The sequence below is a fragment of the Bradyrhizobium sp. SZCCHNRI3043 genome (genome assembly GCF_032377735.1).
Lineage (GTDB): Bacteria > Pseudomonadota > Alphaproteobacteria > Rhizobiales > Xanthobacteraceae > Bradyrhizobium.
Window position 1 is genome coordinate 124,783 of the sequence record NZ_JAUHID010000003.1, and the last position, 12,467, is coordinate 137,249.

At 64.5% G+C, this 12,467-nt stretch carries 13 protein-coding genes; 6 read left to right on the forward strand and 7 right to left on the reverse strand.

Annotation, left to right across the window (positions count from 1 at the left end):
* The first annotated feature begins 359 nt into the window (after positions 1-359).
* Positions 360-1,220: a right-handed parallel beta-helix repeat-containing protein gene (locus QX124_RS09370; RefSeq protein WP_315796987.1), complete on the forward strand. Its 861-nt coding sequence runs from the start codon at positions 360-362 to the stop codon at positions 1,218-1,220.
* A 117-nt stretch (positions 1,221-1,337) separates the two neighbouring features.
* On the opposite strand, the gene QX124_RS09375 is transcribed toward QX124_RS09370, so the two are convergent.
* A complete protein-coding gene (locus tag QX124_RS09375) occupies positions 1,338-1,982 on the reverse strand; it encodes a glutathione S-transferase family protein (RefSeq protein WP_315796988.1) in 645 nt (214 codons plus the stop codon).
* Between the two features lie 86 nt (positions 1,983-2,068).
* Here QX124_RS09375 and QX124_RS09380 point away from each other — a divergent pair, with 86 nt between their 5' ends.
* A complete protein-coding gene (locus tag QX124_RS09380; protein ID WP_315796989.1) occupies positions 2,069-3,052 on the forward strand; it encodes a YafY family protein in 984 nt (327 codons plus the stop codon).
* 176 nt (positions 3,053-3,228) lie between these two features.
* Here the strand turns inward: QX124_RS09380 and QX124_RS09385 are convergent, their stop codons facing one another.
* The 6 genes from QX124_RS09385 to QX124_RS09410 all read right to left on the reverse strand — a co-directional run bounded on the left by QX124_RS09385 (position 3,229) and on the right by QX124_RS09410 (position 8,170).
* Positions 3,229-3,726: a TPM domain-containing protein gene (locus QX124_RS09385; protein WP_315796990.1), complete on the reverse strand. Its 498-nt coding sequence runs from the start codon at positions 3,724-3,726 to the stop codon at positions 3,229-3,231.
* Positions 3,727-3,743: 17 nt separating this feature from the next.
* A complete protein-coding gene (locus tag QX124_RS09390; protein WP_315796991.1) occupies positions 3,744-4,643 on the reverse strand; it encodes a YgcG family protein in 900 nt (299 codons plus the stop codon).
* Between the two features lie 15 nt (positions 4,644-4,658).
* A complete protein-coding gene (locus tag QX124_RS09395) occupies positions 4,659-5,270 on the reverse strand; it encodes a LemA family protein (RefSeq protein WP_315759634.1) in 612 nt (203 codons plus the stop codon).
* A gap of 178 nt (positions 5,271-5,448) precedes the next feature.
* Entirely contained in the window at positions 5,449-6,465 is a 1,017-nt protein-coding gene (locus tag QX124_RS09400) for an ABC transporter substrate-binding protein (protein WP_315734303.1), read from the reverse strand.
* A 41-nt stretch (positions 6,466-6,506) separates the two neighbouring features.
* Complete coding sequence (locus tag QX124_RS09405) at positions 6,507-7,373, reverse strand: ABC transporter permease (protein WP_315796992.1); 867 nt, start codon at positions 7,371-7,373, stop codon at positions 6,507-6,509.
* Between the two features lie 17 nt (positions 7,374-7,390).
* Complete coding sequence (locus QX124_RS09410; protein WP_315796993.1) at positions 7,391-8,170, reverse strand: ABC transporter ATP-binding protein; 780 nt, start codon at positions 8,168-8,170, stop codon at positions 7,391-7,393.
* Positions 8,171-8,290: 120 nt separating this feature from the next.
* On the opposite strand from QX124_RS09410, the gene QX124_RS09415 reads away from it, so the two are divergent.
* The 4 genes from QX124_RS09415 (at position 8,291) to QX124_RS09430 (ending at position 12,461) form a co-directional block, all read left to right on the forward strand.
* On the forward strand, positions 8,291-8,956 hold the full coding sequence (locus QX124_RS09415; RefSeq protein ID WP_315775382.1) for a response regulator transcription factor: 666 nt from the start codon (positions 8,291-8,293) through the stop codon (positions 8,954-8,956).
* Positions 8,931-10,355 carry a sensor histidine kinase gene (locus tag QX124_RS09420; protein WP_315796994.1) on the forward strand — a complete coding sequence of 475 codons (1,425 nt, stop codon included), beginning with the start codon at positions 8,931-8,933 and terminating at the stop codon, positions 10,353-10,355. The genes QX124_RS09415 and QX124_RS09420 overlap by 26 nt, the downstream gene beginning before the upstream one ends.
* A gap of 854 nt (positions 10,356-11,209) precedes the next feature.
* Positions 11,210-11,458: a hypothetical protein gene (locus QX124_RS09425; protein WP_315796995.1), complete on the forward strand. Its 249-nt coding sequence runs from the start codon at positions 11,210-11,212 to the stop codon at positions 11,456-11,458.
* Between the two features lie 685 nt (positions 11,459-12,143).
* Positions 12,144-12,461, forward strand: coding sequence for a multidrug efflux SMR transporter (locus QX124_RS09430; protein ID WP_315783524.1), 318 nt, complete (start codon positions 12,144-12,146; stop codon positions 12,459-12,461).
* Positions 12,462-12,467 lie beyond the last annotated feature (6 nt).

Sequence of the window (12,467 nt, forward strand, 5' to 3'; positions counted from 1 at the left end):
TCGCAGAACGAGTTTCGATCCACTCCGCCAGAGGGGCGGCGCCGAATACTTCAAACATTTTTACTCACGTCGCTCTTAAAAAAAGACGTTGATCATGCGCAGAGCGATCTTCCAAGGCGCCTGCGCCAAATCACAGGACAATGTACACTCAATTGGCAGGAGGGGCGAAGGCGAGCAAACTATGAGCTGCTTTGCCGGCGTCGTCATGAATTCTCACCGCGTTTCGGCTGGGCGCCGGTTCTCGATCGCAAATGTGCCGTCTCCCTCGCCGTTTTCGATGAACGCTCTGGTTGCTTTCGTAGACTAATACTCTGCGTTCGGGTTATTTTTTCATTTCCAGCATTTCAAGGGGAGCGCTCATGCGAAAGCTCATTTCTTCGATCGGATTTTTGTGCGCCGCACTTTTGATCCTTGCCTCGCCAGGGGCTCACGCGCAGGCGACGCGGACCTGGGTGTCCGGCGTCGGCGACGACGTCAACCCGTGCAGCCGCACGGCGCCCTGCAAGACCTTCGCCGGTGCGATCTCGAAGACCGCCGCCGGCGGTGAGATCGACGTGCTCGATCCCGGCGGCTACGGCGCCGTCACGATCACCAAATCGATCACGATCGACGGCGGGGGGACCATGGCCTCGATCCTGGCGTCGGCGACCAACGGCATCAACGTGAATGCCGGCGCCAACGACGTCATCATCCTGCGCAATCTGAGCATCAACGGCGCCGGCACGACCCTCGGCCTCAATGGCGTCAATTTCCTGGCCGGCCGAAAGCTCGTCGTCGAGAACTGTACCTTCGAGAACTTCTCGCAAAGCGCGATCTCGGTCGCGCCGATCGGTGCGGCACAGGTGGTGATCGCAGACTCCTCGCTCAAGGCGTCCGCGTTCGGCGTCACGGTCTCGACCGCGAATTCGAGCAGCGCGATCAGCGTGCTCGTCTCGAACACGAAGGCCATCGAAAATGCCAATGCCGGGATATCCGCCACGGTCCCGGCCGGAAAGCCGGGGATGGGCGTGTTTCTCGACCGGCTGACCTCCGAGTTCAACAACACCGGCGTTCTGGCGAGCGGCAGCGGCGCCATCGTGACGTTGGGAAATTCCGTCATCCAGGGCAACGCCAACGGCGTCGTCCAGACCGGCGGCGGCTCCGTCTCGTCCTTCAAGAACAACGCGATCAGCAACAACGGCGTCGACGGCACGCCGCTCACGGGGATCAGCCTGAACTAGCGGCGCCACCGCGGGAAGCCCGGCATTTGGCGAGCTGCGCCTGCCGGACAACGTGCAATCACATCAGCGAGGTCCCGTTGCCGGCGGGACCTCGCTCGATTGCGTCGATGCTGGCGCTCAGACGCCGGCGGCGGCCGCGTGCTGGGCCGCCATCTCGGCATCCGCGGCGGTGACGCGCTGGAACGCCGGACGCTGGGTGATGCGCTCGGCATAGCGCACGAACACGTCCTTGCGCGGCACGACGCCGAACATCATGGTCCAGTTGAAGGCGACGCCCCACAGCACGTCGGCGGCGGTCATGCGCTCGCCGAGGAGATACGGCCCCTTGGCGAGCTGCTGCTCCAGCGCGCCCAGCATCGTATCGTAGTCGGCATAGGGCGACTGCGTGATCGGGGCCGGTTCGCGCTTCATGAAATGGTCGATCACGGCGGGCTCGAACGACGCACCGTAATAGGCGACCCAGCGCAGATAGGGCCCGCGCATGGCATCGTCGAGCGCCGGCGTCAGCCCCGCTTGCGGAAACAGATCAGCGAGATAGATGAAGATCGCGACCTGCTCGGTCACGATCTGGCCGCGATGTCCGATCGTCGGCACCTTGCCGAGCGGATTGACGGCCAAGAACTCCGGCTTGCGCTGCTCGCCCGCCTTCATGTTGAGGACATGCAGATCGTAGGGCGCACCCAGCTCCTCGAGCAGGACGCGGGTGCCGGCGGCGCGGGTCTGCGGCGAGTAATACAGCGTGATCTTGTCGTCGGCGGTCATGATGGTGTCCTCCCATTGCCGGCTGCGGTGCGGGCTTATCGCACACCATACCTGACAAGGTGTGTCAGGTATGTTTAAAGAAGGGCATGCGCGCGAGCCGGCTGCTCTCCATCCTCACCACCTTGCAGGCCAAGGGACAGGTCACGGCGCCCGAACTCGCAGACGCCTGCGAGGTTTCGGTGCGCACGATCTATCGCGACATCGACGCGCTCGCCGCGGCGGGCATCCCGGTCTATGCCGAGCGCGGCGCCGAAGGCGGATTCCGCCTGCTCGACGGCTATCGCGTGCGGCTGAACGGGCTGTCGCCGACGGAAACCGACGCACTGTTCATGGCGGGCCTGCCGGGCCCCGCCGCCGCGCTCGGGCTCGATGGTGCGATGAGCGCGGCGCAGACCAAGCTGGTGGCGGCCCTGCCGCAAAGCCTGCGCGCCAATGCCGGCCGCATGCAGGCGCGCTTCCACCTCGACGCGCCTGGCTGGTTCGGCGAGTCCGAGGAGCCGACGCATCTGCGCGCCATTGCCGACGCCCTGCTCCGCGACGTCATGGTCGACGTCCGCTATCAGACCTGGCGTGCCGAGAAGCGCCGCCGCGTCGGGCCGCTCGGCCTCGTGCTCAAGGGCGGCAATTGGTATCTCGCCGGGCAAGTCGAGCGCAGCGTGCGCACCTATCGCGTGGCGCGCGTGCTCGATTGCACCGTCACAGTGGAGACCTTCGCGCGGCCCGCCGACTTCGATCTCGCCGCCTATTGGCGGGCTGCGACCGAGCGGCTGGAAGCGGAGCTGCATCCGAAGCTCGCAACGGTGCGGCTGTCACCGCTCGGCGTGCGGCTGCTAGAGGCGCTGAGTCAGCCCTATGTGCGCGCCCGCACGCGCCTGGCCGACGAAGCCGATGCCGATGGCTGGCGCATCGCGACGATCCCGACCGGAACAACACTATGGCATGCGGTTGGCGAGCTGCTGCGCTTCGGGCCGGAGGTCGAAGTGCTCGATCCGCCCGAGTTGCGGGCGAAGATGACGGAGATGGCGGGGGCGATGGCGAAGCGGTACGGCGCTTCTGCGACGACGACGTGAATGGCAAACACGGCTCCGTCCGCGCCATTGCGAGCGCAGCGGCGCAGCGAAGCAATCCAGAATCCCTCCGCAGAGACGGTCTGGATTGCTTCGCTGCGCTCGCAATGACGGGGTTGGAATCGTGCCCCGCCAATTTCAAGTCGGGTTGAGCGAGACGTGTGCCGCGGAATGGATCGCTACAGCACCACTGGCGCGTCGGGCAGCTCATTTGGATCGCCGGCGTGCGGCGGATAGTGCCTGGCGAGCTCGCGTGAGACGGCGGAGATGCCTTGCATGACGCCCTGCTCGAAGTGGCCCTGGCGAAACTCCGCCTCCATCGCCCGGCAGATCGCCTCCCAACCCGCCGCGCCGACACGGTCGTGGATGCCGCGGTCGGCGATGATCTCGACGTCGCGATCGGCGAGCAGGAGATAGATCAGGACGCCGTTGTTGTGCGCGGTGTCCCAGATCCGCAGGTGCGAGAACAGGTCCAGCGCGCGCTCGCGCGGCGGTTGGTCGCGCCATAGCGGCCGACCGTCGAGCGCGCCCTCGACGACGAAGCGAAGCTGGCCGGCATGGGTGCGCTCGCCATCCTTGATCGCCTGCTCGATGCGCGCGAGCACGTCCGGCGTGAAGATACGCTTCATCTGCCAGGGACGATGCAGGAGATGCCTGCCGATCCGCTTGATGCCCATGGTCGCGCGTCCCGTCCTTACCAGCTGCCCGAGGCGCCGCCGCCGCCGAAGCTGCCGCCACCGCCGGAAAAGCTGCCGCTATCGCTCGAGCTGCCGCTGCTCCAACCGCCCGACGACGATCCGCTCGACCAGCCGCCGCGGCGGCCGCTGCCCGGCGTATTCATCCCGGCGAAACTGTCGGCAATGAAAGCGATGACGAAGCCGGCGATGGCCGACAGTGCCGCCAGCCCCGCCGATCCCACCAGCAGCCAGGCGATCACGCCCATGGCGCCGCCAGTCGCGAGCGATCCGATCAGTCGTCCGAGCAAGGTCCGCAGGATGCCGCCGATCACCAGCGCACCAAACAGCGCCACCGGCGCGAAGGAGGAGATCGAGTCGATGTCGAGATCCGTGCCGTGCGAGGCCTGGGGCTGCGGCACCGGCAGGGTCTCGCCATTGATCACGCCGATGATGCGGTCGACGCCGGCGTCGATGCCGCCGGCGAAATCACCGCTGCGAAATTTCGGCGTGATGACCTCGTCGATGATGCGCCGCGCGGTGACGTCGGTGAGGCTGCCTTCGAGGCCGTAGCCGACCTCGATGCGCAGCTTGCGGTCGTTCTTGGCGATCACCAGCAGCGCGCCGTCGTCGACCTTCTTGCGCCCGATCTTCCAGGTCTCGGCGACGCGGAGCGAAAACTGCTCGATGGTCTCGGGCTGCGTCGTCGGCACGATCAGCACCGCGACCTGGCTGCCCTTGCGGGTTTCCAGGTCCTTCAGCTTCTGCGCGAGGCCTGCGATGTCCGAGGAGGACAGCGTGCCGGTCTGGTCGACGACGCGGCCGGTGAGCTGCGGCACCGCGACGTCGGCCAGCACCATCGTGGCGAAGCAGACGAGCAGCGTCGCAAGCAGCGCCTTGAGGACCGGCAGCGCGCGCACGATTCCCTGCTCCGGCTATTTCGAGGGCGCAGGCGACGGCGCGTTGAAATCGACCTTCGGCGCCACCGAGATCTCGCGTTCGTTCTCGACCGTGAAGTTGGCCTTCTCCTTGTAGCCGAACATCATTGCGGTCAGGTTATTCGGGAACGTGCGGATGCCGACGTTGTATTCCTGGACCGCCTTGATGAAGCGGTTGCGCGCCACCGTGATGCGGTTCTCGGTGCCTTCGAGCTGTGACATCAGGTCGCGGAACAGCGCGTCCGATTTCAGCTGCGGATAATTCTCAGTGACAACCAGGAGCCGCGACAGCGCGCCGGTCAGTTCGCTCTGCGCGGCCTGGAACTTCTGCAGCGCAGCGGGATCGTTGACGACGTCGGGCGTGGCCTGGACGCTGCCGACCTTGGCGCGGGCGTTGGTGACGCCGAGCAGCACGTCCTTCTCCTGCTGGGCAAAGCCCTTCACGCTGTTGACCAGGTTGGGCACGAGGTCGGCGCGGCGTTGATACTGGTTGACGACCTCGGACCAAGCCGCCTTGACCTGCTCGTCATTGGTCTGGATGGCATTGTAGCCGCAATTGGTCAGGCTCAGCGTCATCAGCGCCGCCAGCACGGTCAGCAATTTCCGCATCGCGCGTCCCCCTTCTCCCGGTTGTGCCGCCTCGTCAGAGCACAGCTTGGGCAGCGGCGCAATGACGGCCGGCGGCCGCCGGACATAAGTCTCGGCGGCCGGAGCGTGGGTTCGGGAGAGTTCCCGGGCGACCTCGCGGATGCCAGTCATTGGCCGCGCAGGCCGTGACGGGTCTCGCTCAACTGCCCTTGCGGTCGCGTAGCTGGGTCACGAACATGTCCTGCCAGCTCGCCGGCTTGACCTTGATCGAGCCGACGCCGTGCATGAACTCGGCGATCTTCAGCACGCCCTCTGGCGTCGACGAGAACCAGGTGTCCTTGTCCTGCAGCATCTCCAGCACGTCCTCCTTGGTGGTCTTCACCTTGGCGGTGCGGGCATAGATCTCGGCCGCGGCAGCCTTGTCGTTGGCGATCAGCGTGCAGGCCTCGTCGAGCGCGTCGAGGAACGCCTGCACGACCTTGGGATTAGCGTCGACGAAGCGCTTGGGCGCGAACACCACGTCCATCGTCATCCGTCCGAGCACGTCGGCGGAATTGGCAACGCGGCGAATCTTCGAATCCTTCAGCTCGATGTAGGAGAACGGCGGCGAGGTGAAATGCGCCGTGATCTCGGTCTTGCCCGAGGTGAGCGCCGCCAGCGCCTCCGGATGCGGCAGGCCGACGGTCATCGGATCGAGCTTGGCGTAGTTCTCCTTGCCGAACTCCTGCGCCGCCATCATCTGCAGCATGACCGCCGACAGCGAGGTCTTGATGCCCGGCAGGGCAATCTTGTCGCTCGGCTTGAAATCCTTCAGCGACTTGATCTCAGGATTGTTGGTGTTCATCCACAGCGAGGTCGAAGAGAGGCCGCTGACGCCGACCACCTCGACCGCCGGAATGCCCTTGGCCTTGGCCCACAGCGTGATGAAGCCGGGCGCGCCGGTGCCGGCGATGTCGAGCGAGCCGGCCATCATCGCGTCGTTGATGATGTTGCCGCCGTCGAGCATCTGCCAGTTCACCTTGAACGGACCGAGCCCGGCCTTCTCCGCCTGCTTCTCCATCAGCTTCTGATCCTCCATCACGATCAGCGGCAGATAGAGGATGCCGTAGCCCTTGGAGAGCCTGATCTCCTTGACCTCGGCCTGCGAAGCGCCGGTGGCGCCGAGCAGCGCGGTGAGGCCGAGCGCGGCGGCCGTGAGTGATTTGCTCCAGGACATGGTCGTCTCCCTTCCTTGTTGTTGTGCTTATAACTCGAAAATCAGTGCTGCATGCCCCAGCGCCGCACCGTCTTGCGCTCGATGGTCGCGAACACGAGGTTCTCGACGACGAGGCCGATGAAGATCACGGTGAACAGGCCGGCGAAGACGTTGGCCGTCTCCAACTGGTTGCGGTTCTCGAAGATGAACCAGCCGAGGCCGCCGGAACCCGAGGACACGCCGAACACCAGCTCGGCCGCGATCAGGGTGCGCCAGGCGAAGGCCCAGCCCACCTTCAGGCCGGTGAGGATGGCCGGAAATGCAGCCGGGATCAGGATGAAGCGCACCAGCTTCAACCCGCGCAGGCCGTAGTTCAGGCCGACCATGCGCAAGGTGTTCGACACCGAGCGGAAGCCGGAATGGGTGTTGAGCGCGATCGCCCACAACACCGAATGCACCAGCACGAAGATGATGCTGCCCTTGCCGAGGCCGAACCAGATCAGCGCCAGCGGCAGCAATGCGATCGCCGGCAGCGGATTGAACATCGAGGTCAGCGCCTCCAGCATGTCGGCGCCGATCCGCGAGCCGATCGCGATCGTGGTCAGCACGGCCGCCAGCGCGATGCCGATGCCGTAGCCGATCAGCAGCGTCTCCAGCGACACGAGGGTGCGCGCAGGGATGATGCCGTTGCCGATGTTCTCGAAGAAGGCTGAGAGCGTGTCGGTGAAGGTCGGAAACAACAGGGGATTGCCGAGCCACAGGCCATAGGCCTGCCACAGCGCGGCGAGTGCCACCAGGATGATGGCCTTGCGGACCGCACCGACGTGGTAGATGCGTTCCAGCCAGGACAGGCTGGCCTCGACCTTGACGTCGCCGAGGGGCGTGTCTGCATTGACGATTTCGGGGCGCAGCGCCATCGTCTCGCTCATGATGCTCTCCTCGTGTCTCAGTGATGGCCGAACAGCATGTCGTTGATGCGCCCTTCGAGCGCGACCTGTTCGGGCGAGCCCATCGTGCCCGGCGGCACGCTGTTGAGCTCGGCGCGGACACGGCCGGGATGCGGCGACAGCAGCAGGATGCGCGAGCCGATCTTGATCGCCTCCTCGATCGAATGCGTGACGAACAGCACGGTGAAGCGGGTGTCCTGCCAGAGCTGCAGCAGCTCGTCCTGCATCTTGCGCCGGGTCAGCGCGTCCAAGGCGGCGAACGGCTCGTCCATCAAGAGCACGTCCGGCTCCATCGCCATGCCCCTGGCGATCGCGACACGCTGCTTCATGCCGCCGGAGAGCATATGCGGATAGGAGTCGATGAACTTGGTGAGGCCGACCTTGTCGATATAGGACTTGGCGCGCTCGTTGGCTTCCGCCGTGCCGAGCCGGCCGCTGGCGGTCAGCGCGAACACGACGTTCTCGCGCACCGTCTTCCACGGGAGCAGCTGGTCGAACTCCTGGAATACCATCATGCGGTCCGGGCCGGGCTCGCTGACGTCGTGTCCCTTGAGGCGGATACGTCCCTCGGTCGGCTTCAGGTAGCCGCCGATCGCCTTCAGAAGGGTGGATTTGCCGCAGCCGGAGGGCCCCAGCAGCACGAAGCGGTCGGAATCGAAGACCTTGAAATCGACGCGGTAGGTCGCCGTGACCAAGGTGTCCGGCGTCTTGTACTGGAGCGTCACGCCCTCGACGGAGAGCAGCGGCTCGAACTGAGATGGCGATTGATGGACGGTCATGCGTCCTCCCCTCCGTTATATTGCAGTGCGAAATTTCGCTTGGTGCACTTCGGCGCCCTTATCCGAGGTGATAGAGGAGGAGACTGACGCGAACCTGACTCCGAGGCGGACAACGAGACCGTGCGCATCCTGCTGGTGGAAGACACGCCCGAGATCGGCGCCGCCGTGACCAGCCGGTTCGAGCGGATCGGCTACGCCGTCGACTGGGAAAAGGACGGCCGCACCGCGAGCGAGCTGATCGAGGTGCAGACCTATGACCTGATCGTGCTCGACGTGATGCTGCCGAACATGGACGGCTTTGCCGTGCTCAAGCACCTGCGCAAGCGCGGCCTGCGCACGCCGGTGCTGGTGCTGACCGCGCGCTCGGCGGTGGACGACCGCATCGGCGCGCTCGACCTCGGCGCCGACGACTACCTGATCAAGCCGTTCGACTATCGCGAGCTGGAGGCGCGGGCGCGGGCGCTGCTGCGCCGGGCCGCCGGCCAGTCCGACAATCTGCTGACCCTGGGGCCGCTGGTGATCGACCGCGCCGGGCGCACCGCCAGCGTCGCCGGCCAGCCGCTGGACCTGACGCGGCGCGAGCTGACCGTGCTGGAAATCCTCGCCGCACGCCCTGGGCGTTACGTCGCCAAAGAGGAGCTGGTCGAGCAGTTGTTCAGCTTCGACCAGGACCCGAGCCCGAACGCGATCGAGCAGTTCGTCGCCCGGCTGCGGCGCAAGCTGGCGGCGACAACAGTCGAAATCAAGACCGAGCGCGGCCTTGGCTATCAGCTCCACGCTTCGTGACCTCAGGACCTCGCTGCGCGCGCGGCTGCTGATCGCGATCGGCGCGATCCTGGCCGTCGGTGCCGTCGTGCTGAGCCTCGCCGCCTGGCAATATGCCGCCACCGCCGCGCGCGACGCCTATGACAAGCTGCTCGCCGGCGGCGCCGTGCAGATCGCCGAGAACATCTACATGCAGGGTGGCGTCGTGACGCTGGATCCGCCGGCGGCAGCGTTTGCGACGTTGTCGGCCTATGACCTCGTGTTCTATCGCGTCACCGATCCGCGCGGCGTCGTCGTCGCCGGCTATGACGATCTCGCCGTCACCGCGCCCGCCAGGGCGCTGCGCGAGGGCGTCGTGCTGCGCGACGGCATCTATCGCGACCAGGCCGTGCGCATCGCCGCGGTAGCGCGCAAGCTCGACGGCGCGCCCGGAGACGGCTGGAGCCAGATCGTGCTGGCGCAGACCCTGCGCGCCCGCGACGCGCTGACCTGGGATCTTGCCTCGAAGGCGATCGGCCTCATCGCCGCGATGAGCGTGCTGGCGCTGGTGGCGACTGCGCTATGCCTGCGGCTGGTGTTCGCGCCGCTGACGCGGATCGAGGCCGAGATCGTCAAGCGCCGGCCGGACGATCTCAGCCCGATCGCGATCACGCCGCCGCGCGAGGTGCGCGCGCTGGTCGGCGCGATCGACGGCTTCATGCAGCGCCTCGCCGAACGCATCGCGCTGATGCAGCGCTTCATCGCCGACGCCACCCACCAGCTGCGCACGCCGCTGGCTGCGATCGATGCCGAGGTCGAGCTGCTGAGCGATCAGACCAAGGACCCGAAGGCGCTCGACAGGCTGCGCAGTCGCATCGCGGATCTCGCCCGCCTCACCAGCCAACTGCTCGATCACGCCATGATCCAGCACCGCGCCCAGGCGCCGCGCTTCGCCGCGACCGACATCAACGCGCTGGCCAAGTCGGTGCTATCGCAGAGCGTGCCGCTGTCGCTCGACCGCGAGGTCTCCGTCAGCTTCGTGCCAGCAGAAGACGATGCCGTCATCGCCGTCGATGCCATCAGCCTGCGCGAGGCACTCGCCAATCTCATTCACAACGCGCTGGCGCATGGTGCAAAGATGCGGTTGATGGTGACGGTGGAAAGCAAGGCGAGCCATGTCGCGATCATCGTCTGGGATGACGGCCCCGGCATCGCCGCCGAGGCGCAGCAGCGATTGCTATCTCCCTTCCAGAAGGGCGACGGCTCCCACGGCTCAGGCCTCGGCCTCGCCATTGCGAGCGAGGTCGCGCAGGCCCATGGCGGCCGGCTGCGGTTCAGCGGAGTGGCAGGCGACTTCAGTGTGCGACTGGAGCTGCCGGTCGATCGGTCGACGGCAGTCGATCCACGTCCAGATTCACATCTCAAACAGCAGCGGACATGACGTCGTCGTCCCGCGGCGGATCACGCCCGAGGCTTGCGATCGACATGCCCTTTCGAAGATCGAGAGGGCGCAGGGAAGGCCGGGAGCTCGCCGCCCCCATGGCCCCCGTGCGAACAAAATGCACGGGGCAGGAACCACAGGTTCGGCCGAGACATCCCGGCCTTCCCTGCGCGACGGTTTTAACGCTTATATCGTGCTCTTCTCGGTGCACCGGGCTTTTTGGCCACCGTCGTCGCTCGGATCATCACCCAAGCAACTTAGCATCAGCGTCGGGATGCCAGAACCACACGACTTCACGTCCGCCCTCGCCGCGTTCGTCTCACGCCGCAAAAACGTCCATCGCATCCCCGCCTCGCGTGTCGTGACGATCGCGCGCAACGCCCCTCTCGTCGAGGCGGGATGGGCGCATCATCCATGATTTCTGAGAAAAAGAAAGAGGAAAATTTCGGGACTACGGCCTCACCAGCCCTTGCGCGTTGAAACGGCTGGCGAAATGAGTTTTTGCGCGCCCATGATTTTTCGTCCCCTACGGCACTCCCGTACGATCGGACCGGCACAAATCTTCGCGCGTTTTGCCCGACTCAGCCGCCCCCGGTCGCGACCGTTGGGGCGGACATCCTGGCTTGCCAGCATTCCCGGCAGCTTTAGCTTGGGTGTTTTCGTCGTAGACGGACCGACCGACTTTGATCGAAATCAATACGTAGTATTCTGAGATAATTTCTACTTCTAGGTGTAAGAATTACTGAATTCAAGTTCGCGCCAAGCTAACGGGTGCTGGTCGGTTTTATATTGAGTTGACCGCTTGACATCGAACCGGGACGCAAGTGGCAGCGCGCAATTTAGGAGAAAGAACCATGACCGATGAAGATCTGTTTCTCAGTCAAGACAAAACAACAGTAACGGACAAAAAAGGCAAAACCATTTTGGTGCGAACCGAGATCGATGGAAAGACAATATATGTCGAGCCATCCTTGGCAAAGGCATCGGGAAAATACTGTGTAAGTTTTGGAAAAAAGAAGATCTGTGTCAATTGGGATGAACATAAGGCGTGTATCGGATGGGACGACATTGAGTTTTGTTTGAAATGGGAAACTAAACCCTAGTTCTCTTCTCAACTCATTGCTTTCCAGTGATGATGCCCAAACGATACGGCCTCTCGCGCTGACTGGACGCCCGGGGGGTGACATTACGTCGTCTGCTCATCGCTGAATCGCCCGACTCCCCACCCTTGTCCACCGTCAGGCCACCACCGCAAGAGGGATCGAGCCGCACTTCTGCGCGGTCCTGCGAAGGCTCACCATCCCGATTGGCCGACCGCGAGCAACCAGTCTTTTTCGAGGCTGGGGGATTTGCGGCGGGGTCGTAAGAGCGAAGTAGATTCTACCGGAGCCTACTATTTTGGATGTCAACTTCGGACCAAGGGCGGCTGTGGCCGGCAGGCGGGTGGCACAGCCGATCTGACCCCAGTTCCGGAAATGTCGGGCGCGCTCCAGCACTTTCGCTTCGGGCCATGAGCCGACATGCCGTGCTGTTCGATCACCACGGCGGCCGTAGACGAAATCTCCATCAGGTGCCCAGGCAGCTCTCAATTGATGATCGACTCATATTTGTTGGCTCTTGAACCGCTTACCCAGGGTGATCCGACAAGCCGGCTTTTCCGTAGCCTTCCAGCGTGCACTTGCAAAGTGTAAGGGCTTGACGAAACGAGTTGGCAGAATAGCGAGACCGTGGAATTCTGACACGAACTCCGTCGAGGATCGTTAAGCCCATCTTTTGGGAGAACCTCTCATGGCCTGGGTGATCTTATTCATTGGCAGCCTTTGCGAGGTGGGTTGGCTGATCGCTCTCAAATATTCCGAAGGTCTCTCGCGCCTGCCGTCGATCCTGGTCACCGTGGGTTTTATGGGCGCCAGCGTCGGTTGTCTTGGCCTCGCCATGAAGACGATCCCGATGGGCACGGCCTACGCCGCGTGGACCGGCGCGAGCATCGCCGTCGCCACTCTCTTCGGAATCTATCTGTTCGACGAGCCGACGACCGCGACCCGGCTCGCCTCGATTGGTCTCATTGTACTTGGCATCGTCGGACTGCGCCTCGAGTCCGGATAGGCGTGC